The organism is Actinacidiphila alni, from assembly GCF_900112845.1.
Taxonomy (GTDB): domain Bacteria; phylum Actinomycetota; class Actinomycetes; order Streptomycetales; family Streptomycetaceae; genus Actinacidiphila; species Actinacidiphila alni.
In genome coordinates this window covers 1-26,410 of record NZ_FONG01000036.1, presented here as the reverse complement: position 1 = coordinate 26,410, position 26,410 = coordinate 1, and the positions used below count along the sequence as shown (strand labels likewise).

Sequence of the window (26,410 nt, the reverse complement as noted above, 5' to 3'; positions counted from 1 at the left end):
GGGCGGTCAGCTCCGCCTCGCCGCCCCAGTAGCGGGCCGGGCCGCGGGCGGGGGCCGCCACCATGCCGGGCCTGATCACCTCCAGCCGGGGCATCACCTCCGTCTCCAGCCGCCGCACCACCGGTTCGAACTCCCGGGTCTCGGCCGCCGGATCACGTTCGACGACCCGCAGCCAGGGGCAGCGGGACCGCGCCTGCCGTACCCGCATCCCGCGCCGTACCCCGGCCGCCCTGGCCGCGGCGGAACACGCCACCACCCGCCCGTCCCCGGACAGCACCGCCACCGGCTCCCCCGCCGGCAGCCCGCAGGTGATCACCGGCCAGTCCGGTATCCACGACACCAGTACCCGCACGCCGACTCACCCCACCACACGCATACCGCCGCCACCGTGAGTGGCCAGCGGGCCGCCCGCGACCGGCTGCGCACCGTACGGCCCCGGCAGCCACCACTGCGCACGACGCGGAACACCACCCGCGGCGCCGCGCCCGGACACCTCCACCGTCACCAGGCGATGGCGCAGCACACCGTGCCCGCGCCCCAGCCCCTCCCACACCGCACCCGTCACCCGGAACCGCAGGTCGGCGCCCTTCCACGGGCCGGCCGCCAGCAGTACCGCCCCGCCCGTACGGAGCTGCGCCGTAATCCGAGCACGCACCCGGCCCGGCGGCGGTTCCGTCACACCGAGCATGATTACCGGCACCCGCGCCGCGACAAGGTGCCCGACCACCTGTGGCCACCGCGCCCCCGGAGCATCCACCCGCACCCCGCACCCCAGATCCAGACCGGCATGCCGCGCGGCCAGCACCCCCAACGACGGCAACCCGACCGCAGCCCACCCCGCCCGACCGCCGGCCGCCTCGGCGCCGAGCGCCAGCAGCAGCGGCAGATCCCGCTCAACGGCGACAGCGGCCCCCGGCCGGAGCCCGCCGGGCGCAAGATCGCCCAGTCTCACCGGAGTCTCGGCCTCGCCGGAGCCGGTGATCGCTGCTGTCCCCGGAGCTGCACCCATGCCCCCGACATTCGCACGCACGTTCGATCAAGGCAAGTCGGCGGGCCGCGGAGATGTCCTCCGCCGGGGTTCGCTTTCCCGTGCCCCTGAACTTTGAGCGCTGTCGCCGAGGGGTGACGGAACGGACCGTCCGGCGGGCCCCGACCTGCGACGGGGGATGGAGCGGAATACCGTGGTGCGGGGGTTACCGAAAGGTGCAGCTCATGCCGTCGCCGATCTGGAGCGGAAGCCTCTCATTCGGGCTGGTTGCGATACCGGTCCAGATGCAGCCGGCCACCCGCTCGCACAAGATCTCCTTCCGGCAGATCCACATCGAAGACCACGGTCGGGTCAAGTACCGCAAAGTGTGTGAGACGGACGGCGAGCGCCTGGAGCAGGCCGACATCGGGCGGGCGTGGGAAGGACCGGGCGGGGAACTGGTGCCGATCGAGGACCAGGAGCTGGACGCGCTGCCGCTGCCCACGGCAAAGACGATCGAGATCTCCGGCTTCCTGGACCTCGACACCGTCCCGGGCCACATGTTCGACCAGCCGTACTTCCTCGCACCCGCCTCACCGGCGGCGAACAAGCCGTACGTCCTGATGCGCGAGGCCCTCGCACGTGCCGGGAAGGCCGCGGTCGGGAAATACGCGCTCAGGGGCGCCGGCGAAGCGCTCGGACTCATCCACGCCCAGGGCGACATCCTCGTCGTACAGCGGCTGCACTGGCCGGACGAGATCCGCTCCGCCGACGACGCCGCACCCCGCGGGAGCGTGGACTTGTCCGACGAAGAGATCCAGGCCGCACTCGACTACATCGACGCCGCAGGCGACATCGACATGTCCGCGATGCACGACGACTACGCCGCAGCCGTCGGCGCGCTGATCCAGGCCAGGACCGAGGACAAGCCCCTGCCGAAACCCGCCAAGACGGCGTCCGCGGAAACCGGTACGGTCACCGACCTGATGTCCACCCTGCGAGCAGCCGCAGACCAGGCCCGCGCCGAGCGCGGCGAAGGCGCCGACATCCACCACCTCGCCGACCGCAAGACCGCCAAGAAAACGGCGAAGAAGGCCGCTGCCAAGAAAACCGCCGCGAAGAAGACGACCGCCAAGAAGAGCACGGCCGCTAAGCCCACCCGCAAGCGGGCCGGCTGACCCGGCGACGGCAGGCGTGGCAGGGTGGAAGCATGTGTGGCCGATATGTCTCCACCCGCCAGCCGGACGACCTCGCGACCCTGTTTCACGCCGAGGTACCGCCGGCCGAGCAGGCGCTGCCGCCGAGCTGGAACATTGCGCCGACCCAGGACGTGCGGGCGGTGATCGAGCGTGTGGACCGGGACACCGGTGAGATCCGTCGGACGCTTCGGGCGGTGCGCTGGGGCCTGGTGCCGTCCTGGGCGAAAGACCCCGCTATCGGAACCAAGATGATTAACGCACGGGTGGAGACCGTGCACGAGAAACCCGCGTACAGGCGCCCCTTCGCCAAGCGCAGGTGTCTGCTGCCCGCCGACGGCTTTTACGAATGGGACAGGGTCCCGGCCCGCGACGGCCGCAAAGCCTACCGGCAGCCGTACTACATCCATCCCGAGGACGACGGCGTCATGGCGCTGGCCGGGCTGTACGAATTCTGGAAACACCCCGACAGCGACGATGGCGAGTCGTGGCTGATCACCTGCACGATCATCACCACGGAGGCCACCGATGCCGCCGGCCGGGTCCACCCGCGGATGCCGCTGACCATTGCCGAGAAGGATGCCGACGCCTGGCTCGACCCCGCCGTCGAGGACCCCGACCGCATCCGGAAACTCCTGGCCGACCCCACTGCCCGGCCCCTTGACGCCCGCCCCGTCTCCACACAGGTCAACCGGCCCGGCCCCGACAGCCCCGGCCTCCTCGACGCAGTCGACCTACCCTGAAACGGTGCGGCCGCACCGGGATGCCCCCGGAATCCGATCGCGGCCGGCCAGCGCGCCGTGTCGGCGAGGGCGAGCGAGGCCAAGGTCTGCGGTCGAGCACCCGCGCTTGCACGACAGCGACCGTGTTATGCGGGGCGAAGAACGGGATCGATCTCAGTCGGGAGTCCAGCAGCCCCCCACGGGTCTCCTGTAACGCGGCAAACGCTGCCGGGCCGTGGCCGACATCCGCGCGGTCACGGTAGTTGTGACGTCGCCCGAGTTCACCGAGTGCTGCGACAGCAGCCCGCCGTAACTCCCTATCCACGAACCTGCCCGCCCTTCCCGACGCTTCCCCGGCAAATGCCGCCGGGGCGCCCTACGGGCGATCGCCTTCACCGTGGTGGTCAGGGCTTGGGCGGGCGGCGGGTGATGGCGCGTTGGGCGGCGCTGATCGCGGACCGGAGGCCGGGGGTGTGCAGCGCGGCCCTGGCGGCGTTGGCGCCGCAGGCGCCGTGGACGCCGCCGCCGGGGTGGGCGCCGGCCGAGGCGAGGTAGAGGCCCTTGACCGGGGTTTCGGGGCGGCCGGTGCCGGGGGTGGGGCGGAAGACGAGCTGCTGGTGGAGGGCGGTGGTGCCGCCGTTGATGGCGCCGCCTTGGAGGTTGGCGTTCAGCGACTGGAGTGTCGTCGGGGACAGGATCCGCCGGGCGCGGATCCTGTCGCGGAAGCCGGGGGCGTAGCTTTCGATGCGGGCCTCCAGCCGGTCCGCCATGAGATTCTGCTCGCGTTCGTCCCAAGTGCCGGTGAGTCCGTCCTCACCGGCATCGCCTTTGATGTCCTGCGGCACGTGCGTATAGGCCCATGCCGACTCCGTACCGTCCGGGGAACGGGTGGGGTCCGCGGTGGTCATCTGTCCGACCAGGGCGAACGGCCGGTCCGGGACGTGTTTGGTGGCGATCTGCGCGGCGAAGCGGGTCAGGTCGTCGACCCCGTCGGCGATGTGGACGGTGCCGGCGCCGGCGGCCTCGGGCGCGGTCCAGGGCACCGGCCGGTCCAGTGCCCAGTCGACCTTGAACGTCGAGAAGTCCCACTGGAATGTGCGTCGCAGGTCGCTGAGCAGACCGGCGGGCAGGTGCTCTTCGGCGACCAGCCGGGTGTAGAGCGTGGGCGCGGAGACATCGGCGAGAATCGCCCGGCCGGCCCGTACGGCGTCACCGGACGCGGTCCGTACGCCCACCGCACGGCCACCTCTGACGACGATCTCGGTCGCGCGCTGACCGCAGCGGACCCGGCCGCCTCGGTGTTCCAGACGCCGGACCAGCGCTTGTGTGAGCGCTCCGGCTCCGCCGACCGGCACGGGAAAACCGTGAGTCTGGGCGAGCATGCACATCAGCCAGCCGAAGCCGCCGCTCACAGCGGACTCCGGCGACAGGTCCGCGTGCAGCGCGTTGCCGGCAAGGAGCAGGCGACCGCCCTCTCCGTCGAAGTGCTCCTCACCGAGCCTGCGCACCGGCAGCAGCATGGTGCGGGCCAGCCGCAGCGCCCCCGCCGCTCGTACGCTCGCCAGCAACGTCAGACTTGAGCGCACCGGTGGGAACGGCGCGAACAAGCAGTCGATCAGGTCCTCGCCCACCCGGTCCCACACGGCGTGCAGATCCTGCCAGGCCGCTCCGTCGCCGGGGGCGAATGTCTGGAGATTCGCCGACGTCGCCGCGAGGTCACGGTCGAGCACGGCGCACCGGCCGTCCGGCAGGGGGTGGGCCAGCACCTGGGGCGCGTGGCTCCAGCGCAGACCCTCGTCCTCCAGACGCAGGGCGCCCAGCGCGGGGGAGGCTGCTGCCAGCGGGTAGAACGCGCTGAACACATCGCTGACGAAGGCCGGGTCGACGCCGCGGTCGCTGCGCACCGCTCCGCCGGGCTGGTCCTGTTGCTCCAGGACTTCGACGCTCCAGCCGGCGTCGGCCAGTATGTTCGCGCCGACCAGACCGTTGGGTCCGGCTCCGATGACCACCGCGTCGGGCACAGGGAGTCCTCCTGGTGTTCTCGTCCGGTCCGGTTGCCGTGAGTGGGCGGCGTGCCGTCGGCCAGGTTGTGGCGGCAGTTCGCGGCGCGGCCTGCTGGATCGGTCGCGGTCAAGACGAGGGCGACTGCGCCGTATGCGTCCTCGGCGCGGACTTCTCCACGACGCCGGCCAGCCGCTTGAGCATGCCGCGGTGCCGCAGCTGGATGAAGACGTCGACGGCAGCGGTGTGCAGCGATCCCGCCGCACCTCGCAGCGGGTGCTCGTCGATGATGACGAGGCTGTCGGTGTCGCCCCACGGCCGTACCTCCAGGGCGATCCGGGCGGTGCCCAGCGGACCGCTTTCCGCTTCCAGCTCCAGCACGCGCGGCTTCTCGGAGCGCCGCACCACTGTGCGGCCACTGCCCGTCCAGGGGCCGAGGACCACCTTGTAGGTGAGGTCGGCGCCGACCATCGGCCAGTCGTTGTCGCCGGGCACGGAGTCGGCCACGCCGACGACCCATTCGTGAAACCTGCCGGGATCGGCCAGCACCGCCCAGACCTGCTGCGGGGAACGTTCAATCAGTTGGTGGCGGACTGCCATCGGTTCTCCCTGGAGGTCGTCGTCCTGGCGCGGGGCGGAACCGCCGCACCCTGCGTGTGCCCATCTTCAAATGGGCCACCCGCCTGCGCCCGCCGGAGTTCGGACGGGGCTCGAAGAAAACCGCCACGGAGAAGAGAACGGCCGAGGAGGCCGCAGGGGGCCGCGGGCGAGCGCGTTGACAGACGTGATGGGAGGGCGGGCTCCGGCCCGTGCCCTTGCACAGGGGGCGCCCCAGGGGTGACCGTGCCCCGTCCTCGGGGGATGTCGCCGGGCCCGGTCTGCTGCACCAGGCGCCTTTCCCCACCCCCTGGACGCATCCTCGAACAACGCATCGTACGACCGGCTCGGGCGGGTGGTCCGACAGGGTGACGCGGACAGACCCTCTCGGTGCTGCTGCGGTCCGGCCGACCGGCTTCGCCGCCACGCTGCTCCCAGCTCGGCAACGCCATGGGCACCGGCTCCGCAGACGACACGGGCCGAGGTGCGGGCGGGACATCGGTGGCGGAAGGTGGAAGAGCGGCGGGTACCCACTCCATGGCCGGGCAGGAGTTCCAAGACGTAGTCCACGAGGCGGGACACTCACATGCCGATACCTGCATCCAGCACCCACACCCTCTCCACGACCGTCAGCACCGCAGCCCACGCGCCCGCGCTGCGAGACCTTCCCGCCGTCCTGGATCCCGGGGCCGTGGCTCCAGGCACGGCGCGCGACATCTCGCCGGTGTTCTTCGAACGTCTGCGGACGCTGCAGGAGGGCAGCCGCGCCTACTCCTACGTGCGGGGCACGCTGATCGAGATGAACATGTCGCTGGTGCGAGTGTGCGCCCGGCGGTTCAGCGCCCGCGGCCCGCAGGAGATGGACGACATTGTCCAGGCGGGCATGGTCGGCCTGGTCAAGGCGATCGACCGGTTCGACCTGTCCCGGGAGAACGAATTCACCACCTTCGCGATCCCCTACATCGTCGGCGAGATCAAGCGGCACTTCCGTGACACCTCCTGGTCGGTCCACGTGCCGCGCAGGCTGCAGGAACTGCGCATCCAGCTGGCCAAGGCCCGCGACCATCTGACCGCTGCCCTGGACACACCCCCGACCGTCGCCGAGCTGGCGGCCTATCTGAACCTGTCCGAGGACGAGGTCACCGACGGCCTGATCGCCGCCAACGGCTATAACACCGACTCCCTGGACCTGGGCGGAGACAGCGACGACGACGCCGGCCCGTCGCACGCGGACACCACCGGCTCGTGCGACCCTGCGCTGGAACTGTTCGAGGACCTCCACACCCTTGGCCCGCTCCTGCGCCAACTGGACGTGCGGGAGCAGAGGATCCTGCGGATGCGGTTCGGCCAGGACATGAGCCAGGCCGACATCGGCCGGGAACTGGGCGTCACCCAGATGCAAATCTCCCGGCTGCTCGCCCGGATCCTCGGCAAACTCCGCACCGGCATGCTCACCGACCAGTAATTCCCTCGCCAGCGACCAGGGCGGCCTCGATTTAGGCGGCGCCCGCGCGAAGCGGCAGGCGCGCGGTGATCTGCTTCCCCCCGGCCCGCGGCGTGACGCTGAAGCCGCCGCAAAGCACTGCCACGATCTCCATGCCGTGCCGCCCGATCCTGGCCGGGTCTGGCCCCATCAGGACCGGGCGGGCGGGGGAGGAATCCCACACGCAGATCTCCACCGCTTCACCGGTGATGCACAGGTCCACGCCGAGCGGCCCGTCAGTGTGCTTGACGGCGTTGGTGACCAGCTCCGAGACCACCAGTGCCGCACCCTCGACGGCTTCTTCCTCCACCGCAGTGCCGCCGGCACGGACGTTGTACAGGAATGAAGACATCAGCTGCCGCGCGGCGGCTATGGCGCCGCTCGTGCCCGAAAAGCTTTTGCTGATGCGCATGTCACCATCTCCTGTGCCCGGCGTGCGGTCACAGCCGATGCGCTCCACCGCCGCGTGTTCAGGACGCATGCTGCCTCTTGTCAGGTTCCGCCTACCCCCGCACCACCAACTACGCCGAACTATCGCACCGTGATGACCCCGGACGCCGCCGGATTACCGGTACGGCGCACACCGATCCTTCACGCCCTGCCAACGGGATCTTCGACATAATCAACCCATGTCGAAGAACAAGCGTCCCCCCGCCGACCTGCCGGTCGTCACCGTGGCCGGCGACCTGGACGCCAGCAACCTGGGACCGCTCGACGCCCAGCTCAAGGCCGCCGCTGACGGCGCACCGGGCGTCATCCTCGACATCAGCGCGGTGACCTTCGGCGACTCCACCTTCCTGAACCTGCTGATCCGCACCCACCGGACCACCGACCTACGGATCGCCGGCCTCCATCCGCCCGTGGACCGGCTGTTCCATCTTGTCGGCGTCGACACCGTCCTGAAGATCTTCCCCACCGTCGCCGACGCCCGAAGCACCCGGGCGTAATCGGACGCCCGCAGCGCCGCCGCCGAAACCTCGGCCTGGCGTGCCGCCGATCCCGGATCAGCTCCAGACTCCTCGCCCGCCCCGAGAACCTGATTCCCACCCCGCGGTGACCTGCGTGACGTGCCCGGACCGTCCGAGCCGGCTGCTCCCATCCTGACGGGCCGTGCTCGGCATCGGCCCGCTCGGTGATGGCGCAGTGGTTGGAGCCTGCGGCTCGCGGGAGACCGTGGCGCCGAAGCCGCCGACATGCTGCGCGACGCCCGTCCTCCGCAGCAGGGTGGTGAACCGCCTCGGCGGCGGCCTCGTTCATGCGAGACCCGGCGTACAGCACCGGAACCGGCGCGCCATCGTTCCTGTTCCGCGAAACGGGTGCAGCGGTACTTCAAGCGGCGGTAACGTCCGTGCATGGACGAATCGCTCTCGTTCGAGAGTCTCTTTGAGGGCTCGAAGAAGGCCGCGCACCGCGCGATGGAAGACCACGGGCACGGCGAGTACGACTGGTTCGCCCTTCATGCAGGCGTATCCATCGAGCGTCTCGCCAAAGCGACCCTGTACAAGATGAATCCGCTCTACATAGCCGGCGGGAAAGTGCAGATCGTGACCGGGCAGAAGAAATTCACGGTCCACACAATCAGCATGTCGGAGGCCCTGGCGCGCCTGGCGCAGCTCGGCATCGGGAAGGTCACTCCGTCTCTGCGGCTGCTGATCGACCTGCGAAACGGAACGGTTCACACCTCCAGCGGTGACGAGGCGAAGAGCCATATCCCGACATTCGCGAAGGCCATTTCAGCAATGCTGAGGCATCTCGGAATTTCGGAGGATGATTTCTGGGGGCGTTTGACTAGCACAGTCAACCTTGCTGTGGATGAGCAGCGAAGCGAGGTCGAGCGGGACGTCCAACTCCGGATCAAGCAAGCTCAGCACCGCCTTGATGACCGCCTCGCGGGATTGCCCTTGCCCGACGAGATCCGCTCGCCCAACCTGGCCGGCTTCACCTTCGCGTTCGGGACCGGGTCTCCGGACGGTGACGGAGAGGTCGTATCCGTATCGGGCGACCCAGGCTGCCCCGCCTGCGGCAGACAAGCACAGGTGATGGTGGAGCGCTCTGCCGCCGCAGGTGGTCCGGTCGCTGTGGCCCTGATTTGCCCGTGGTGCAACCTTCGCCTGAACAGCCCTGAGGAAATAGGTGCCTCAGGTGTTGATATGAGTATCTCCTTAGAAGTCGCAGACGATGTCCTCCATGGCGACTACGAATAGCTGCCATCCGAACTAGACGCCAAGGCTCCGGCCCGCAACCGGGGCTTGGCCATGCTATATCCGCGACCGTGTTCGCAGGGAGCACCGGGAGTCCTGGCAACACCCGGTCACGCAATCACCGGTTTAGCGTCAACCGCTGTACCGCAAAGCTCCGGCGACAGCAGGCCCATCGGCGGTGAACCGGGTCACCACCTTGTACACCGGCTGGCCCTCCGTCTTCCGCATGGGAGCCGCTGCTACTCAGGGTCCGCAGAAACGATCTGCACATCGGAAACGCCTTTCTCCGCCTTCTTGCGCTCAACGTAGGCAGGGGCGGCAGACTTGCTGTAGGTGACCGCGGACTCGCGGCGCTCCGCAAAGCCGTCCTGCACCCAGATGATCTTCACGAATTCCATAACGCCGTCCTTCAGCTGTGCGTGTGCCCGGCGAATACCGAACCTCCCTGCAGCTTCGCATTGCCCACTGACACCACTGGCCTGACCTGCAGCTTGACGGTGCCTTCCCGCACCTTGCCCCCGGGCCGCTGGCAGCCGCACCCGCCGGGACGGCCCGCCCCTTCGCCACGCCCGGTGACGCGTGCTTCGGCTGAAACCTCCGGGGCGCCGGGCCGGCCCGGCGCCTGGCGCGAGGGCGTCCGGTCGTAACGGCGCGTTGCCGGGACAGTCACCAGCGGCGGAGGATCTTCCGGGCCGCAGCGGTGACGTCGTCCGCCGGGGAAGCAGCGAGGACGGTACGCACGGTCTGGTCAAAACCCGCGGCCCCGGCGGGGACGAGCTGATCCGGTGTGGGCAGTGCGATGTGACCCAGGAGGGGAAGGCCGACGGACTCCATGTCCGCTTCGACGCCGGCGCGGAAGGCCGGGCCGGGCTGGTCGGGCACCGTGCCCCGGCCGCCGGTGTGGCACGTGACCATGCCCAGGAGCGGGACGGCGTTGCTGCCGCCGAGGAACCGCAGATGCCGGTCGCGCAGCAACGCAGCGCTCTGCTGCGGGGTCAGCGCATGCCGGGGCAGTCGCGTGTCGTCGTCGTACGTGGGCGGGAAGGTCGCGCTGACCGGGATTCCCTCGTCGCTGTGCGCGAGCACAATGTAGCGGGCGCCTTGCACACCCCAGGGGTAGCGAAAGCGGTCCGCCAAGACGACGACGTCGAAATGGCTGCGGGCCCGCGCGAGCGCGTCCGCGAACCCGTCGACATCGTCTGCCCCGCGGTCCGCGTCGATGACGCGTGAGGACCACGGTGTGCGCTGGCCGTTCACGAACCCGCCGCCGTTCCCGTCCTCGGGCCGCCACAACAGGGTGCTGCGGGGCCCGGGCCAGGCCGCGAGCTGGGCCTCGGCCTCCTTGCGGGTCTTCGCATTGCGGGAGTGCTGCTGCAGGCGCCACGCGGCGTACGGCTTCTGGTAGTCGCTGAGCAGCAGCACCTTCAGGCCCTGGCGCGCCCACACCCCGGCGAACTGGACCAGCAGCGGGCTGGTGTGCGTGGAGTTCTCGGTGAGGAACTGCATCACACGGCAGTCACCGCGGCGCCCGGCCCGGGACGCCTGCCGGGCGCGCACCTCGGTGTAGGGGGCTCCGGTCGCCTTCTGAGCCTTCCGGGCGCGGGCCTTGGGTCCGCTTGCTCCGGCCTTGGTCATGTCGAACTCCGCACCGGGATCCCCCCGTCCCGCAGAGTCGATGCAGCTGTCCGGCACAACGTCAAGCCCTCGGGCCGATCGCCCGGGTGTCCTTCACCTGCGAGCCAACGGCATGGGGGGAGCCGTCGTCGCCAGGCAGTACGGCGTGCGCCTCCAGCCGCAGAATGGAAAGTACCCGGAGCGGCGCCACGTGACGCGGCGACACTCCACCACGGACGGGTGAAGCACATCGCCCGACGGTGACGTCCCGGACGAGGGCCCGGGGTCAAACTATGATCTTGGGGCCGATCCCGTACGCGACGATGCATTCGGGCTCAGGCACGTTGTTGCCCGCCCGGACACGATGGAGAGGCAGCCGGGCGCCGTTCCCGCGTGAGGGCTCGACGGCCCGGGGCGAACTCAGGCGTTAGTTCCGGCTGCCCGTGGATCGTGTCCGGGCGGGTATTTGGGGCCTCCAGGGCGGTGCTTCCGGTTCAGGGCTCGACGGCCCGGAGGTATTGGAAGTCACCCCTGGACGCCGGTCATTGAGTGGGCGTAGTGGCGTGAGGAAACATGGCGGTCTCGCTGAACACGGTGCCGGTCTGGATGCAGTGGTGCAGACCAGCCAGCAGCCGTCCGCCGACATGGCGAAGAGCTGCGGCGTACCGGTCGCCATGTTCCCGACGTCTGTCGTAGAGGGCGCGACAGCCCGGCGAACGATTCAAGGAGGTGAACGCCCAGGAGTGGACGGCCACCTTGAGCCGGCGGTTGGCAACACGCCGGTGAGTAACGACCTGTGTGTCACCAGAGGCCCACGTCAACGGGGCGGTGCCCGCATAGGAACGCAGGGCGCGTGCATTCGTGAACCGATCCGGATCGTCGCCGATCTCGGCGAAAACGCGCGCGCCGAGTACCGATTTGAGGCCCGGGAATGTGCGGTAGACGGCGGAGTGAGGATGGCGGCTGAAGGCGTCGAGTGCCAGCACCTCCAGGCGCTCGTTCACCTGGCAAGCATTGTCCAGTTCCGAGAGCAGACTCAGGGTTCTTATCCCCATGGCCTCCTCAGTGAGGGGCCGGTGCCGGAGTTGAGGCGTGCCGAAGAGATCCCGCAACCTGGCGGCGTGATCGTCCAGGAGCCTGGTGCGCCCACCCGCCGCCAGGGCGTCGTACAGACGGGGCTTAGAGAGTGCGGCCGCCGCTCGGGGAGTCGCCGCGAGCGCCAGTACGGCTCGCGCCTCGCCTCGGCGCAGACCGTGCTCCATCCCGGCCCATGCCTGGACAGCAGCAGGGAAATACAGCCGCAAATGTGCTTGCAGCCGGACAGCCATTTCCGCGGCGCGGATCGCGGCGTCTTTCTGAGCGCGGGCCAGAACCGTCACGGCAGCAGCTGAGTCGGAGTTGTCGGGCAGCAGGCGAAAGCGTCCAGGGTCGCGCCGGATGATGTTTGCGAGGAGTGCCGCATCGGTCCGGTCCGATTTGGACGTGGCGACTGCGGTGCGTCCTCGGTGCCGAGAAGCCACTGCCGGCGGTATGTGAATTACGGGCTGCTGGCGGCGGCGCAGTTCGGCAACGATGAGCCGGCCTGAATCTTCGATGGCGACAGGGACTTGCTTGCGCGAGAATCGGTGTGAGGTAGGGTTGAGTGCGCGAAGCGCGCTGAGCATTTCGTCGACCCCGGCAGGGGTTTCGGGTATTCGCAGATGCCGTACCATTCGCCCCTGTTCGTCGACAATACCGACGTCCTGCAGTCCGTTCGACCAGTCAACACCCGCCCACCATCTGGGCACACTCAACCCCCGGAAGCCACGGCGCGAGAGACCTCCACTCTCGCGGGAATCCCCGCATTCGCGGGGAGCACACAGCACTGCTGCGGCGCCGCTGATTAATCTTCGCGACTCGGAAAACCATAGCGCGAATTACGGCACAGCGTAAAACTCACCATGCGTATTCGTGTTGCTGCGAACACGTGGCCGTTAGCGCCGAAGAGTCCGCGGCGGGACAGTTCAACTGGGGCCCGTACCTTCAGGGAAGTCGCCGCCTGGGATTGCGGCGTGGAGTCTGCGGCTGTTCCACCGGCGTACGCGCGCGCGGGTTCCGTGGGGCGATGGATTCTCCGGCGCTCGCCGGCGAAGGGGGCTGTATCGCTCGTTCACGGTGAACTTCGGGTCGGGCCAGCCGAGTTGCGGCGCGCTCGTAAGCCTCCGATTGCGCCCGTGGCCCTAGCGCGAGAACCTGGATGCGCGGGCGCTTGTCGCGGTCGTTGGGCTTGTCCACCGGTGGGAGGAATCGGTAGACGATGCGGTAGGCGGGCGGCCGACGGTTGAGACGGTGGCCGATGTCGTGCTCGTGCTCGCCGAAGTACAATTTCCAGCACTCCCCCAGGGCTTTCGGCCACGACGGAAGCTCGTCAAGTTTGCGGCCCTGAATCTCTCCGCTGGTGAGCTGGGCGATCCGCGTCAACGCGAGCTTTTGGAGCTGAAGGTTCGGCAACTGCATGATGTCGGCGCCTACGAGCGGCAGGTGGTCGCCCCGGTACGGGTCGGCGGCAGCCACAACGTCGGTCGGTGCCGGTTCAGTGGCTGTCTGGACGGCCGGCGGCTCGCAGCAGTTCTTCGGCGTCAGCCGGCCGGCTCGCGGCCACCAGCCGGGCGAGGGCGTCGGCGTCGAGGCCCTCGCCCGGGGCCGGGGCTGCTTCGGCGCGGTCGGCGGCCAGGGCACCGATGGCGAGGTCTTCGCGGCGTTCCAGTTCGTTGAGGATCTGCTCGTACAGCTGGTAGGGGACGAGGACAGCCTCGGGCGCGCCGCCGTCGCTCTCGCTGATGGCCAGGGGGACGGCATCTTTGCCGTCTTCCCGATACCCGGCCAGTACGGTGCGCAGCGTGGCCGCGGCCCGGGCGGCCGAGACGACATTCACCTCATCAGTCATGAATGCCACCTTACTGAGATCGGTCCGGCGTACGCCCGCAATTTCGTCGCACCCCAGCTGGCGGACAGTTCGCGGCTGCGCTGGCTGCCCGCCGACGGTACCGTGCCCCGGCCGCACGTCAAGGAATTCACCTTCCGCACGGTCGGCCGTGCGGAAGGTCGACGACAGCCTCGTCGAGCCAGAGCATCGGCCCCAGCGCGCCAGGCCGCCTCGGAGGCGGCCACGGTGTGCTCGCGGCAAGGCCGAACACGCTTGCCGCCTCGTGAAACGCAACGTCCGTCAGTCGTCCCGCAGCGGCGAGCCATCCTCGGCCTTCACTCACGGCGTGGGTGACCGCCGTGGTGAAAGCATCGTTGTACACGATGTCGAAGAGACGGTCGTCACCGCGCTCGACGCGATCCTCCATGACCGCAGCGAGCCACATCGACGCAGCCGATTCAGCGGGAGTCCGGCCCGTGAGGTGGACGGTGTGCGCGATCAGTCCCGCGAGGCTCGGTGTCTCCGAGTCCAGGACCACCCGCAGTTCCGCTCGGCGTTCAGCACAGTTCCATTCCAGATGAGCGAACGCACCCGCGGCCCCGCCGCCCGCCGGCCATCCTGCGAAATAGACGCACGGCGACGGCCAGCGCGAGAGTAGGTCCCGGGGAAACCGGGCAGCGCCGGACCCGGCACCGCCCATCGCACCAAGAACCACCACGTGCTGCCCTCCCGCCCAGAACGCGCCGAGAGCAGCGATACGGGCAGCGTCCTTCCCCAGATCGGATTCGGCCGACAGTCCGTACCGGGGATTCTGCGCGGTCACGTAGTGCGGTCCAGCACCGTAGTCGTATTCCTCGTGCAGCACGCGGGCAACCTCAGCGATGGGCATCCAGCACCATGCCGGCCACTCCCCCGCGCGTACGGCCCGCACTTCCTCCAAACGACGAAGGATGCCGCGGAACTGAAGCTCCAGCAGCACCTCCATCTCACCGAGCCGATCGTGAACGCCCCGATAGAGCCGCGGAACCCAATGTTCACCTCCGACCGGCCACCCCGCAGAGTCCCGGTAGTACAGGCTCGGATCGCCTGGCCGCTCACTGTGGCCGACAGGAAGGCTCACTGAACAATCGCTCCTGGAGGGTAGTCCGTCCACAATCGCCAGCAGGGCCCCGTGAGGCCGCCTTTCCCCTGCTGCGGGCGCACTCCCTGCGCCGAGAGATCACGCTACGGTCCCGGGAACACAGCACAAATGTCACTCACGCTGAGCGGACCGAGCCGACCGGGGCATATACGCCGACATTCCCCCGCCGTGCCCCGGACGCGCCCTCGCATCAGCGGCTGCGCCACACCACGAGCGCGGACCGAAGCGATGCTGGCCCCGCGGAAGCCGTACTCCGCCGGAAGAGGCCCCGCACGAGACGGCGCGTACGGTCCGTCCACGGCGTGAGGTCGGCCGACCCGTTCCAGCAGCCCGCCTTGACCCATACACGCCCCGTGCGGAAGTGTTGCCGCATGGAACTCACCACCGTGCGCGAGTGCGCCTCGCGCTGGCAGGTCAGCGAACCGCACGCCCGACGTATTCTCGCCGCCGTCGAGCCCGTCGATCGCGATACGACGACCGGCGCCAAACGCTACGACCTGGCGGAGGCCGAAGCGGCATATTCCAGCCGTCCGGGCCCCGGGGCCCGGACGGACCTCACCACGGCCGCCGTATCACCCGAGCAATTCGAGAAACTCATCGCCGACAAGGACATTCCGGCGGCGCACCGCGCGCTGTGGAGCCTGCTGTGGGAAGGAGGTCTCAAGGTTGGCGACGTCCTGTCACTCGACGTCCGCGACGTCGACCCTGAGGCGCACACGGTCGCCGTGGATTCCCCCAGTCACTCAGCCGACGGCCGCCTTGTTCCGCTCAGCGACGCCACGGCCGCGCTCACGCGCGAGGCTGTCGCCGGCCGCGACGCCGGCCCCCTCATCTTCGACGGCCAACGCCCGCTCAGCCGCGAACTCGCTTCACGCGCTGCCCAGGAGATCGCCCACCACAACATCCACGCCTTCCGTGCGGGAGGCCAGATGGCCCGTCCGCACAAGCTGGAGCATCTGCCCCGCGTGTCGTACGAGGCCGCCGACGAAGCTCCCGACTCCAGGGAAGCCGGGGCGGGTGTCTGCCAATGCCCGTGCGTTCACCTTCACGCGTCCCAGCCCGACGTGTGCACCCGGGCAGGCGAGCGCCATCTCCTTGTGGACGTCACGCGATTGTCCCCGGAGACCGGTGAGGTCATCGACCGCCGACTGCGGCGCTTCTGCGCGGAGTGCTTTATGACGTTGCCCGAACAGATGGCGGGGCAAGCAGATCGGCGTCGCGCGCATTGATCTGACAGAAAGGCGCCGGGCTCCCAGAAGGCAAAGGGAGTCCGGCGGGCGTGTCGGAGCGCGGGACCCGCGTCTTACCGCATACTGGCCTGTTGCCCATCGCAGACCGGGAGTTGCCTGTGGAGATCAAGACGTTGGCCGAGCTTCAGGCCCCGGACGGGATGACTCTCGCGTTCGGTCCGCTCGGTCTGGGGCTGGGAGTCTCGCTGACACCGGAAGCTGCGGCACAGTTTCAGCAGGAGCTATTAGCGGACTGCGAACTCGTACCTGCTGTGGCGGGAGCGACGCGGGCGGCGTTCGACCGCCTTCGTGGCGCCTTCGCGTACGGCGTCCTGTCCTACGACCTGTTCACCGTGGTCCACGATCTGGCCCTGCTCGTCCGGGAGCGGGCGCTGCGCGACCGTTTCATGGAGTGGTGCGGCGGCACGGTCACCTTTGAGGACGCCGCCGGTGGCAAACCAGCACGGACCTGTGACGTGGCCTCCTACGACGACGTCCTCGGCATGGTGCGGCGCCTCCACTCCAAAAAAGGCGGACCGGTGTGGCGGCTCCACGTGAACGGTCGGCAGATCAAGTTCAACGGCATGCTCGCCCACCTCAACGCCTGGGCGCGCGCCGCGGAGCTGCTGCGCGGCCAACGCGCGCGCCGCATCGAGACGATCTGGTGCGAACAGCGGAACTTCGTCGCCCACGGCGCCTCGGGTGTGGAGACACCTGTCGAGGCCGCGCGGGCACTGCGAAACCTCGCCGAGTACATCAACCAGCTGTGGGGCAAGCCCACGCCCGGCGGCCGGCACTACCCCGGCCCGGTACCCCGCCGCGTCGTCGCACTCAGCTGGAGCAGCACCGGCAACCGCTGCGTCTGGCCGCTCGACGCACTCCGCAACCCCAACGAAGCAGCGGGCGAGCAGGAGCGCTTCCTCCTGGTGCGTGCCGTCGCGGGCCACGAGACCGTTCCGACCGACCCCGAACTCCTCGAATACGACGCCCGCTTCGAGACGACCCGGTACCCGGCCGACTATCTGTGGGGCCCCGGCACCCGCAAGGGCGCGCTGGACTGGCTGGAGGCCAACGAACACGGTGACGACGCCGTCGACACTGTGGACCGTACGCTGCTCGTCCGCGAGCATGAAGGGACCGTCTACCTCCCCATGCGGCCGGAGGTCGCCGCGGGCATCCGTCGCGAGCACCAAGCAGGGCGGTGGCACGCCGTGCGGGCCGATGCCCCGAGCGACGCGTTCAATCACGCCCGGGGCGCGGCGGCAGGCGACGGGCACGGCAGCCCGGGCGTGGACTGCCCCGCCGGAGGCTGCGCAGTCCACGTCCTAGCCACCGGCAACCTCCGCCACGTGCTGGCCGCCATCGCGCCAGGGGACCGTGCCCTTCCGCCTGTCCAGCCGCCGCGGGCCTTCATGCCACCGCGCTTCACCCTCACCGACCGCTTCTGACCCGATAATCACGACTTTTCAGCGGCTTGAGCGCGAACGGCAGCTTCACCGCGAGCGCACTGGCCGCTCAGCCGGAACGTGTGCGCGTTGACTCCGACAGACCGCGCCCAGCGCCCAACGGTCGCCACCGACAACGCCTGGCCCGTCTCGTTCGGGAACAACGGTCCGATCCTCCGTGTGCCGATGACCTCCCGCAGCAGGTTCACCGTCGTGTCTCCGAGCGGTACGGCTTCCGGCCCGGCGCCGTACCTCGCATCCGAGGACATAACCGTCCGGGCATAAAGGTCGACATCGTGCACGCCTGCCGCCAGCGCTTCACGCAGCCTGATCCCGCCATCCCACAGCAGCGACCACAACGCGCGGTGCACCAGCGGTACTTGTTCGTTCTTCAGCAGTGTGGCGAACTCCGGCACACTCAGCGTCTTAGTCGTAGTCACGGCATCCAGCCTTGCACCGGGCACTGACAGCGGAGACGGATCCGGGACCGCAGCAGGCCGAGCGCCGGGCGGGGGCTCGCGGCTGGCTCGCGCACCGTCACCGCGACGTGCGCCGCATGCTGGTACGGCACGAGAGGATCATGAGCTATCGGGCTATGCCGACGGCCTGCTTGACCGTGTCCGAGTCGTTGATCGCCCGGAGCATGTAGTCGGCTACATCGGCTCGGGATATGCGGATTCCGCCCGGAAGGTTGCGCCCCTTGGCGGTTCTGTACGTACCGGTGCGGGGCCCGTTGGTCAGGCGAGGCGGCCGCAGGGACGTCCAGTCGAGCCCGCTGGCGCGGAGGGTGTCCTCCATGAGTGCGAGATCGGCGAGGTGGTCCCCGAGGGCGCGTTTGGTCAGCGGACTGCCGATGTAGCGCATGATGAACCCTTCGCCGGGATCTCTCCGCGGTGGGTGAGGGCGTCCGGGCGAGGGTGTGGTGGACACGGGCGCGGCGCTGACCACGAGGATCCGTCGGCACTGCGTCTGCTTCATCGCGTCGGTGATCGCCCGTGTGCCAGCGGCGGTGTTTCCGGCGTCGCCGCGGCGCCGGGGTCCGACGGCTTCCTGGAGGGCTGCCGGGTCGGGAGCGGTGAGGTCGCAGGCCACGGTGCGGATCCCGGTGGTGGTGGGCAGTTTCGCGGGGTCGCGTACGACGGCGGTGACGTCGTGGCCGGTGGTGAGTGCTTGGGACAGCAGATGGCGGCCGATGCCGCCGGTTGCCGCAACGATGACGAGACGCACGTGAGCGCCCTTCGGGTCGGTGCCGGAACGGGTGGATGACGGTGTCGTGGTTCAGGAGGCGTGCGTGGGTGCGCAGTCACTGCCGAGGAGCACCGGCTTCCCCTTCCCGTTCGGGGGGACGGCTGCGGTGTCCAGGCAGGTATAGGTGGTGGTCAGATGCTGGACGTGCGAGGTGCGGAGCCAGGCGCGCTCCTTGGCGTGCGGGCCGAGAGTGATGACACCCGTGGGCTCGTTCACGGAGTCGATCTGGCTGTGGGCGGAGGAGGCGATAACCAGGGCGCCGCCGTCGGTGGTGCCGATCGCGAAGACGTCGGCGAAGGGATCGTTCGCCGGGTCGAGGTGGGAGGTGGCTGCCGGGCGCAGGAACGTCTGGGCGTCGCGGAACGCCTGCCGCTGGCCGTCGGTGACGGCGTTCGGCACGAATATCGCGCCGTCGGCGAGTCCGCCACTGGCGTAGTCGTCGTTCACGGCGATCGGGAGGGCGTCCGGCCGCATCGCGAGGGCTGTGGTGTCGGAGTCGACGGCCCGGACGTAGCCGTCGGCGTCCATGGCGACGGTGGGAATCGTCAGGTCCGGTGAGATCGGCGTCTCGGCCGCCAGCTTCCATGCCTTACCGGTCTCGGTGAAGATCATGAATGACCGCCACCTGGAGGTGGAGAACCGGGCGAGCACCGCGAACCACGGCCGCTGATCGGTAGCGCTCCGCCGGGGAATGAAGTATGTCGGGTCGAGGTACGTGAACGCGTTCAGGCTCTGCTTCTGCTGTGTCGTCCAGTACGGGTAGGTGCGGTATTCGGCCTGCGTCTGGGCGCGGATGGCCCCGGTTTCGGCGCGGTCGTTCAGCCGTGCGGAGCGGGTGCGGTTCGCGGCGTTGTTGACGCGGGTGTAGGTCTGAAGGACTGCGGCTGCGGCCTTCTGGCTGATCACAGGGGGCGGCGCGGGCGCCCTGGTGGGTGAGCAGCGCGCGGAGCGGGCGGGCTGGCATTCTGCCGCCGAAGGGGACGGCGGGTGCGGGGAGTTGGTGTGCGTGGTGTCGCAGGCGCCGAGCACGACGAGGACGAGGATCGCGGTGAGGGCGGCGGCCATGGCGCGGCGGGCGGTGCCGGCGGGCGGGGCGGGGGTCATCGGCTGGTCTCCGGTTCGGTGCGGCTATCTGTCGGGGGGATGTACTCGGCCAGGCGCCGCAGGACAGCGGCGAGTTCGTCGGTGTGCGGGCACAGGCCGATCAGGGTGTGGGCAAGCGTGAATCCGCATGCGACGGTCTCCGCGGTGGTGCGGGAGGGGTGGGCGGAGGCGCGGACCCAGGCGGTGACGGCGCCGCGCACGCAGGCGGCCTCGCGGTCGCCGGGCGCGCCGAGCTGGTGGTGCAGGGCTGCCGCTTCGGTGTGCAGGCGGGCTGCCCGGGTCCACATGCGTGCGTCGGCAGCGGCTTGGGCCTGGAGTTCGGCGGCGAGCGCAGTGTGCGGGTGGGCACCGAGTTCGGCGCGCAGCGCTCCGGCCAGTACGCCGGCGGCGGCTGCCGCAGCGGCGGGCTGTCCGCTGCGCTGTGCCGCGCGGATCGGACGGAGCAGACCCGCGCGGTCGGGGACCGGGTCGAGCCACGCGGGGTGGTCGACCGGCTGATGCCCGGTGACCGGCTCTGGAACCGGGCGCTGCCAGCCGCGGATCGCTCGCGCCTCGATGCGGCCGTCCGGGGTGGCGACGCGCAGGACGAGCGGTGTTTCCCGCTCGGCCGACAGGCGGTGTCCGCTGTGCCAGGCGGTGCGGATGGCATCCGCCAGCGGCACGCCCGACGTGAGCAGTGCTCCGCGGGAGTGGACGGCGCAGCCGGGCAGGATCGCGGCGGTGTGCACCATGGCGGTGACGGCGACAGCCGACGCGGCGGGCGTCACCGTGCGGCCCCCGTCCCCGTAGCGGCCGGGCCTGCCGGCCAGGGGCCGAGGACGGCCGAGGCAGCCAGCGCCACAAGCTCGACGTTCTCGGGAAGTTCCTCAGCCAGCCGCGGCGGGACGATGGCCGGTGTCCGCGCCGCGAGGGCGGCGGCGTGCGCGAGTGCCCCGGGCGCCTTGGGGTCGTCGTCCGGCCCGGCCCACCGAGCAGCCAGGAGCGCAGTCCCGCCGGCGGCGGGCAGGACGTCGCCGCTGGACGGTGGCCGCCAGCGGGGACAGGGGTCGAGGACGGTGATCATCGTCAGGTCGTGGCCGAGGCCGGTCCAGGCCGCCTGCACACCGTGATCCCGTACGGCCCCGGCGCTGCTCCCGCGCTCCGCCGGTGCAGCGGGAAGCCGGCCGAAGCGGGAGGCGGTGCTGCGGTACAGGCCCCCGAGGTCCGTCGCGCCGGCTGTTTCGGCGCTTGTGCCGAACCGCTCCTGGTACTCGCGGAACCAGCCCTCTTCCTGGTGCAGGAACCACAGGTCGTGGACGGCCATGGGCCGCACCACGATCAGCGGGTACGGCGCGGAATTGGGTGCCGCGTGCGGGTTGTGGGCGGCGGGGACAGCGGAGTCGCCGTGGAACGCTCCGATCATCAGGCCGCCGGTCACGGCACCGTCCTTCATCTGCTGCTGGATCTGGTCCAGCAGCGGCCACAGGTCGCGGGGCATGCCCGGGGCTGCGGCGATGACCGCACGCAACTCGGGATGGTCGGGTGGCCACGGCCAGCTGTGGAACAGGTCCAGTGCGTCCGTGATCAGGTTGACGGTCTCGGCGAAGGGATCGGATTCCAGGTCCCACGGGCGTCCGGTGGCGGCCACCAGGCCGTGCCGGAGTGCTGCGGGGACATGGGGGCAAACCGGGCCGCGCCGGCCGAGGTCGTCGCGCGGCTGACTGATGTAGCCCGTCAGCCAGTGGGTGATGACGGTGTGCTCGGTGCCGGTCAGGAGCCGCAGCGGCGGCCGGAGCGGGTGGTTCACCGTGCACCACCGTTCCGGGCCAGGACGGCGGCGACGTCGTCAGCCAGTTCGTCGACCTGGCCGTAGCCCAGGTGCGGCACGGTGATCACATGGGTGAGCAGAACGCCTCCTCGGTGCTGGGCCGGCAGGTGCCAGCGGGCCCGCAGCGCATCCCAGCCGGCGTGAGAGGGCGGGAGCGCGAAGCTGACCGTGATGCCGTGCCGTTGCGCACCGAGCCCAAGGGCGGTCAACCGGGTGTGCAGGTGCTCGGCGACGGCCAGCGCGTTCTCCGTCATGCGGCGCAGCCCGTGATAGCCCAGCCCACGCAGTGCCGCCCACAAGATCACCGCGGCCGTGCCGGACCGCGAACAGGCCATCGTGTGGTCGGTGGCGCCGATGTACTCCCCCGCCGCCACGGCGCTCACCAGGTGCCGCCGGGCCAAGGCGATTCCGGTCGGCAGCGGATGCCCGGGCCATTTGTGTGCGGACAGCGCGATGCTGTCGGCCCCGGCACTGAAGTCGCTCACGCTCACGCCCGCTTCGAACGGCGTGATCCACCCGCCGAGCGCGCCGTCGACGTGGACGTAGACCGGGCCGGATGCGGCGGCGGCCTGGCGCAGCGCCGGCAGGTCGTCGGTGCTGCCCAGCATGGTGGTGCCCGTCGTGGCGACTACGATCGCGCCGCCGCGGCGGGCGGCGGTCCGGTAGGCCAGCGCACCGGGGTCCATGGTGTCGTCGGCCAGCATGGGCACCTGGACCACGTCCATCCGCAGGATGCGGGCGGCTTTGGTCACCGAGTAGTGGGTGGCGGCAGTGACGTAGACGGGTGCGCGCGGCAGGGTGGTCCGGGCAGTCAGGAGTCCGAAGAGGTTGGCCTCGCTCGCGCCGCTGGTCAGATATCCGTACGTGTGGTCGCGGTCGCCGCGGGTGAAGTCGGTAAGGAATTCCAGGATGCGCCGCTCGAAGGTCTTGCCGCCGACGCCGCTGGCGTCCGGCGACCCTGGGTCGCCGACCGAGTTGCACAACGTCGCCAGCAGCGCACCGTACCGGCTGTAGTCGAAGCTGAGGTTGCCGGGGAACCCGGCGATGTGCGGCTCTTCGGCCAGCAGCCAATCGGTGAACGCGCCGATGGTCGCGTCGGTTTCGGACCGGTCGGCGGGTCCGATGCCGATCCGCCCGACACGGCCGGTCTCGAAGGCGGCTGTCGTAGGTGCGGTGGTGTCGTTGGTGGTCACATTCTTCTCCGGGAGGGCGGGGTTACTGGACACAGGCGCTGCCTGCAGGTGCGGGGCGGATCGCGATGCTGGTGGCGGCCTCGACCTCGTCCAGGCGCCGGCGGCACTCCAGCGGGGTGGGTCCGGTGACGACGAGGTGGCCGAGGCGGTCGGTCACGCCCCCCTCGGGCGGCGGGGTGACGGGGTCTCCTGGTACGGCGGTCCATATCTGCCGGTCCAGCCACGGCGCCCCGCAGTGGGTGAACAGCCGCCGGTCCAGCACCCCGGGACGGCCGGGGTACAGGAACCGGACCCCGGCCGCCTGGCCCCGGGTCGGCGTCAGCTGCGGATCACGGCCGAACGCGACGTCGGCGGCGGCCCCCGCAAGGTCGACGCCGGTGGCCAGGTGCACCAGGTGGGGGATGAGATCCCCTGCCGGGCGCGCGTTGATTTCGATCACCGCGGGCTGCCCGCGGACGATCCGCAGCTCGACATGGACGACCCCGGACCGGTAACCGGTCGCCGTGACTGCTCCTCGGACCGCCGACAACAGGGCTTCGTCCGCCAGGAGTTCGTCGGAGCTGTCCACGGTGTGGCCGGTCTCCTCGAAACCGGGATGCGGGCCGAGCGCCTTGCGGGCGACGGCCACGACATGGCATGTGCCGTCGGCGGTGACCACACACTCGGCGCTGACCTCCGGGCCGTCGAGATACCCCTCGACGAGCACGCCGTCGGCCCGCATCTCCAGCAGCCGCGCCGACGCCGCCGCGTGGTAGGCGTCCCGGACCTGATCAGGGGAGGTGCACAGGCGCACACCGACCGACCCGGCCAGCCGCCGCGGCTTGACGACCACCGGGTAGCCGATCCGGTCGGCCGCCCCGACCGCCTGGTCCTGGCCTCGCACCAGTTCCGAGCGGGCCGAACCGACGCCCGACCGGTCCAGTGCCACCCGGGTGGCGTGTTTGTCCCGGCAGATGCCGGCCGCCTCCGGACTCGGCCCCGGCAGCCCCAGCGCCTCGGCCAGGAACGCCGCATGCGTGACGTACTCCTCTATGTAGGTCGTGACCCCACCCACCGGGTGCAGCTGCGTCACCTCCAGAGCGGCGGCGAAGAGTTCGGCGGGATCCGCCGGATCTGCCCGCACCCGTGCCACGGTGTGACGGCGCGTCCACGACGGCGGATCGGCGTCGATCAGCACCAGCGGCGCGACGGCGGACATCGACTTCAAGCCGTACGCCCGGTAGGCACCGACACCGGCGCCGACCACAAGCAGCACAGCAGAAGACGCGGAATTGTCTAGCTCGTTTACCGGCGGACTCCCGGTCTTGGGTACAGGCGAATTCACTGCGTCGGTTCCTTAACTCTGTGGATGGGGTTTCTGCCGGGGCCGGAAGGCGCGGCTGGTCATCAACGGCCGCCGGGAGCGGCGGGGTTGTCTGGTTTCGGCGCGTGCGTCGGCCGGGAGGTCTACGGTTTCCGTACGACGTGAACGGCAGTTGGGGGCTGTGTTGACCGGTGTGGAGATCGCCGTCGGTTACGTGTGCGCGTACCTGGTGCGTAAGGCCAGGCGGGCGGGACAGCAGGCAGACACCGAGGTCGACCGGGTGGTCGACGCCGGGATGGAACGCGTCCACGACCTGGTCTCCGGCGCAATCGGTGAAGACCGGGCCCTGCAACTGGCCGAAGAACAGGCACAAACCGGAGACGTGTCCGAGCGGACCCGCCGGCGTCTGACCGACGCGGTCGATGAAGCTGCCGAACAGGACACAGCCTTCGCTGACGCCCTTCGGAAGGCTGTCGAGCAGGTGCAGGAAGCGGCCAAGGCGTCCGGGGCGATGGTGGCGTCCGGGGACGGCATCGCGATCGGCGGAAGCACCACCATCACAGCCGAGGGCGGATCAGCAGCAGCGGTACGGATGGGAGACGTGACGCTGGGAAACCCTCCGGTGCCGGGCCCGCCCCAGACCTGAACGCGCCCGGCATCACCGACGGTCAACCCCTCGATCCTCCGGGCGGCGCGACGACTGCTATCGCGGCGTCGGCAGGCGGTATCGCAGCCCGGGCGATCGGCAGCATCACCACATACACGGCCCCACGAGCTCCTGCTGAGCTGCCGCACATCGTGGGAGTGGTCCCCTCGCGTGCACGGTCCTTCCAGACCCGCACCGAGGTGGAGCTGCCCAGAACTGTGGTGGGCCAGGGAGGGGTAGCGGTCCTCGGCCAGGTTCTGACTGGGTTGGGCGGAGTCGGCAAGACCCAGCTCGCCGCAGAATATGCCCGTCGTGCCTGGGACACCGGTGAGGTTGAGGTTCTGGTGTGGGTCACCGCCAGCAACCGCACTGCGATCACCGATGCTTACGCCCAGGCAGGTGAAGAGCTGTGCGGCGCCGATCCCGGGAATCCCGATCGCGCTGCCAGCCGGTTCCTGGCCTGGCTGCATGCGCAGCGGAATCGCTGGCTGATCGTCCTGGACGATCTCGCCGAACCCGCCGACATCCGCGGGTTGTGGCCGCCCGACGTCCCGCACGGCCGGACCCTGGTCACGACCCGCCGCCGCGACACTGCCCTCTTCAGCGACGGTCGGCACATGGTTCCGGTCGGTGTCTTCACCCCGGATCAGGCGATGTCCTATCTCACGGCGACGCTGCCCAGGCACGGCAACGCAGCAACGGATGCCGAGCTGGGCCTCCTCGCCGAGGAGTTGGGTTACCTGCCGCTGGCGCTGTCGCAGGCTGCCGCGTATCTGACCGACCAGGGGATGGGGGTCGGTGCGTATCGGCGTCTGCTGGCCGATCGCGCCGGCACCCTGGCCGATTCGGTTCCCCAGTCCGACTCCTTGCCCGATGACCAGGGCCTTACCCTCGCAGCGCTGTGGTCCCTGTCGGTCGACCGCGCCGACCAGTTGCGGCCTGTCGGTCTGGCACGGCGCATGCTCCAGCTCACGGCCATGCTCGACCCCAACGGCATCCCCCAGAGACTGCTGACAGGTCCCCCGGCCCTGGCCCACCTCGGCGGCAACCGGGCTGGCCGCGGCACGCCCGTGACACCTGCTGAAGCTCTCGGCGCGCTGCGGGCGCTGCACCGTATGAGCCTCATCGACCACAAATCCGATGGGCCCTTGCCCGCAGTGCACGTCCATCAGCTCGTTCAGCGCGCCACCCGCGACGACCTCGCGGTCCGCGACCGCGACAAGGCCGCCGTTGCTGCTGCTGACGCGCTGGCTGCGATCTGGCCGGACATCGAACGCGAGGTCGACCTCACCAAGGCGTTGCGGGCGAACGCCGGCACAGTGATCGCGCACGCCGGAACAGCCTTGTATGCGAAAGGTGTTCACGACCTGCTGTTCTTGCTCGGGCGAAGTCTCGACGAGGCCGGGCAACTGCAGGCGGCCATCGACCACCTCAGCGCCATGCTCGACACAGCGACGATCCACCTCGGCCCCGACCACCCGGACACCCTCATCGCCCGCAACAACCTCGCCCGGATGCGAGGTGAGGCGGGCGATCCAGCCGCCGCCGCCGAGGCGACCGCCGACCTGCTCACCGACGGCCTGCGGGTCCTGGGCCCCGACCACCCCC

27 protein-coding genes are annotated in these 26,410 nt (G+C 70.0%); 9 read left to right on the top strand and 18 right to left on the bottom strand.

What is annotated here, in order from left to right; genetic code table 11:
* Both BM076_RS34680 and BM076_RS34675 read right to left on the bottom strand, forming a co-directional pair.
* Window positions 1-352 (bottom strand): DNA polymerase Y subunit UmuC family protein (locus BM076_RS34680; RefSeq protein WP_456151214.1); only part of this gene is annotated, 352 nt, incomplete at its 3' end.
* A gap of 6 nt (window positions 353-358) precedes the next feature.
* Window positions 359-1,009, bottom strand: a complete 651-nt coding sequence (locus BM076_RS34675; protein ID WP_143120731.1) for a hypothetical protein — start codon at window positions 1,007-1,009, stop codon at window positions 359-361.
* 203 nt (window positions 1,010-1,212) lie between these two features.
* Here BM076_RS34675 and ku point away from each other — a divergent pair, with 203 nt between their 5' ends.
* Window positions 1,213-2,145 carry a non-homologous end joining protein Ku gene (gene ku / locus BM076_RS34670; RefSeq protein WP_093717762.1) on the top strand — a complete coding sequence of 311 codons (933 nt, stop codon included), beginning with the start codon at window positions 1,213-1,215 and terminating at the stop codon, window positions 2,143-2,145.
* A gap of 32 nt (window positions 2,146-2,177) precedes the next feature.
* Entirely contained in the window at window positions 2,178-2,906 is a 729-nt protein-coding gene (locus BM076_RS34665; protein WP_093717761.1) for an SOS response-associated peptidase, read from the top strand.
* 383 nt (window positions 2,907-3,289) lie between these two features.
* Here BM076_RS34665 and BM076_RS34660 read toward each other — a convergent pair whose 3' ends face one another.
* Both BM076_RS34660 and BM076_RS34655 read right to left on the bottom strand, forming a co-directional pair.
* Complete coding sequence (locus BM076_RS34660; RefSeq protein ID WP_093717760.1) at window positions 3,290-4,906, bottom strand: phytoene desaturase family protein; 1,617 nt, start codon at window positions 4,904-4,906, stop codon at window positions 3,290-3,292.
* Between the two features lie 109 nt (window positions 4,907-5,015).
* Window positions 5,016-5,486 (bottom strand): SRPBCC family protein, encoded by a 471-nt coding sequence (locus tag BM076_RS34655; RefSeq protein WP_093717759.1) that lies wholly within the window; start codon window positions 5,484-5,486, stop codon window positions 5,016-5,018.
* A 583-nt stretch (window positions 5,487-6,069) separates the two neighbouring features.
* Here BM076_RS34655 and BM076_RS34650 point away from each other — a divergent pair.
* Window positions 6,070-6,948, top strand: a complete 879-nt coding sequence (locus BM076_RS34650) for a SigB/SigF/SigG family RNA polymerase sigma factor (RefSeq protein WP_093717758.1) — start codon at window positions 6,070-6,072, stop codon at window positions 6,946-6,948.
* Between the two features lie 31 nt (window positions 6,949-6,979).
* Here BM076_RS34650 and BM076_RS34645 read toward each other — a convergent pair whose 3' ends face one another.
* Entirely contained in the window at window positions 6,980-7,378 is a 399-nt protein-coding gene (locus BM076_RS34645) for an ATP-binding protein (RefSeq protein ID WP_177246765.1), read from the bottom strand.
* Between the two features lie 217 nt (window positions 7,379-7,595).
* Here BM076_RS34645 and BM076_RS34640 point away from each other — a divergent pair, with 217 nt between their 5' ends.
* The gene (locus BM076_RS34640; protein WP_093717756.1) at window positions 7,596-7,913 is read left to right on the top strand and encodes an STAS domain-containing protein; all 318 of its coding nucleotides are present in this window, start codon (window positions 7,596-7,598) and stop codon (window positions 7,911-7,913) included.
* A 405-nt stretch (window positions 7,914-8,318) separates the two neighbouring features.
* Window positions 8,319-9,170: a hypothetical protein gene (locus tag BM076_RS34635; RefSeq protein WP_093717755.1), complete on the top strand. Its 852-nt coding sequence runs from the start codon at window positions 8,319-8,321 to the stop codon at window positions 9,168-9,170.
* 236 nt (window positions 9,171-9,406) lie between these two features.
* On the opposite strand, the gene BM076_RS36955 is transcribed toward BM076_RS34635, so the two are convergent.
* From BM076_RS36955 to BM076_RS36325, 6 genes are all read right to left on the bottom strand, one after another.
* Window positions 9,407-9,565, bottom strand: a complete 159-nt coding sequence (locus tag BM076_RS36955) for a hypothetical protein (RefSeq protein WP_177246764.1) — start codon at window positions 9,563-9,565, stop codon at window positions 9,407-9,409.
* Between the two features lie 268 nt (window positions 9,566-9,833).
* The gene (locus BM076_RS34630; protein ID WP_093717754.1) at window positions 9,834-10,802 is read right to left on the bottom strand and encodes a hypothetical protein; all 969 of its coding nucleotides are present in this window, start codon (window positions 10,800-10,802) and stop codon (window positions 9,834-9,836) included.
* A 521-nt stretch (window positions 10,803-11,323) separates the two neighbouring features.
* Entirely contained in the window at window positions 11,324-12,568 is a 1,245-nt protein-coding gene (locus BM076_RS34625) for an IS110 family transposase (protein ID WP_245796667.1), read from the bottom strand.
* Between the two features lie 235 nt (window positions 12,569-12,803).
* The gene (locus tag BM076_RS36330) at window positions 12,804-13,334 is read right to left on the bottom strand and encodes a hypothetical protein (RefSeq protein WP_143120729.1); all 531 of its coding nucleotides are present in this window, start codon (window positions 13,332-13,334) and stop codon (window positions 12,804-12,806) included.
* A 19-nt stretch (window positions 13,335-13,353) separates the two neighbouring features.
* Window positions 13,354-13,707 (bottom strand): hypothetical protein, encoded by a 354-nt coding sequence (locus BM076_RS34620; RefSeq protein ID WP_143120728.1) that lies wholly within the window; start codon window positions 13,705-13,707, stop codon window positions 13,354-13,356.
* Window positions 13,708-13,834: 127 nt separating this feature from the next.
* On the bottom strand, window positions 13,835-14,671 hold the full coding sequence (locus tag BM076_RS36325; RefSeq protein ID WP_177246763.1) for a hypothetical protein: 837 nt from the start codon (window positions 14,669-14,671) through the stop codon (window positions 13,835-13,837).
* A gap of 527 nt (window positions 14,672-15,198) precedes the next feature.
* Here BM076_RS36325 and BM076_RS36950 point away from each other — a divergent pair.
* Together BM076_RS36950 and BM076_RS34605 are read left to right on the top strand one after the other, a co-directional pair.
* A complete protein-coding gene (locus BM076_RS36950) occupies window positions 15,199-16,056 on the top strand; it encodes a site-specific integrase (protein WP_177246762.1) in 858 nt (285 codons plus the stop codon).
* A gap of 92 nt (window positions 16,057-16,148) precedes the next feature.
* Window positions 16,149-17,504, top strand: coding sequence for a hypothetical protein (locus tag BM076_RS34605; RefSeq protein WP_143120726.1), 1,356 nt, complete (start codon window positions 16,149-16,151; stop codon window positions 17,502-17,504).
* Between the two features lie 8 nt (window positions 17,505-17,512).
* On the opposite strand, the gene BM076_RS34600 is transcribed toward BM076_RS34605, so the two are convergent.
* The 7 genes from BM076_RS34600 to BM076_RS34570 all read right to left on the bottom strand — a co-directional run bounded on the left by BM076_RS34600 (window position 17,513) and on the right by BM076_RS34570 (window position 24,108).
* Complete coding sequence (locus BM076_RS34600) at window positions 17,513-17,917, bottom strand: site-specific integrase (protein WP_177246761.1); 405 nt, start codon at window positions 17,915-17,917, stop codon at window positions 17,513-17,515.
* Between the two features lie 169 nt (window positions 17,918-18,086).
* A complete protein-coding gene (locus tag BM076_RS34595; RefSeq protein ID WP_093717747.1) occupies window positions 18,087-18,728 on the bottom strand; it encodes an NAD(P)-dependent oxidoreductase in 642 nt (213 codons plus the stop codon).
* A gap of 51 nt (window positions 18,729-18,779) precedes the next feature.
* Window positions 18,780-19,853, bottom strand: a complete 1,074-nt coding sequence (locus BM076_RS34590) for a hypothetical protein (RefSeq protein ID WP_093717746.1) — start codon at window positions 19,851-19,853, stop codon at window positions 18,780-18,782.
* A complete protein-coding gene (locus BM076_RS34585; RefSeq protein WP_093717745.1) occupies window positions 19,850-20,620 on the bottom strand; it encodes a hypothetical protein in 771 nt (256 codons plus the stop codon). The genes BM076_RS34590 and BM076_RS34585 overlap by 4 nt, the downstream gene beginning before the upstream one ends.
* Window positions 20,617-21,639, bottom strand: a complete 1,023-nt coding sequence (locus BM076_RS34580) for a DUF6875 domain-containing protein (RefSeq protein WP_093717744.1) — start codon at window positions 21,637-21,639, stop codon at window positions 20,617-20,619. Before BM076_RS34580 ends, BM076_RS34585 begins: the two co-directional genes overlap by 4 nt.
* Complete coding sequence (locus tag BM076_RS34575; RefSeq protein ID WP_177246760.1) at window positions 21,636-22,853, bottom strand: aminotransferase class V-fold PLP-dependent enzyme; 1,218 nt, start codon at window positions 22,851-22,853, stop codon at window positions 21,636-21,638. Before BM076_RS34575 ends, BM076_RS34580 begins: the two co-directional genes overlap by 4 nt.
* 22 nt (window positions 22,854-22,875) lie before the next feature.
* The gene (locus tag BM076_RS34570; RefSeq protein WP_093717742.1) at window positions 22,876-24,108 is read right to left on the bottom strand and encodes an ATP-grasp domain-containing protein; all 1,233 of its coding nucleotides are present in this window, start codon (window positions 24,106-24,108) and stop codon (window positions 22,876-22,878) included.
* Between the two features lie 241 nt (window positions 24,109-24,349).
* On the opposite strand from BM076_RS34570, the gene BM076_RS34565 reads away from it, so the two are divergent.
* Both BM076_RS34565 and BM076_RS34560 read left to right on the top strand, forming a co-directional pair.
* Window positions 24,350-24,802 (top strand): chromosome partitioning protein, encoded by a 453-nt coding sequence (locus BM076_RS34565; protein WP_143120725.1) that lies wholly within the window; start codon window positions 24,350-24,352, stop codon window positions 24,800-24,802.
* A 200-nt stretch (window positions 24,803-25,002) separates the two neighbouring features.
* On the top strand, window positions 25,003-26,410 hold a 1,408-nt coding region (locus tag BM076_RS34560; RefSeq protein WP_245796665.1), incomplete at its 3' end, for a tetratricopeptide repeat protein.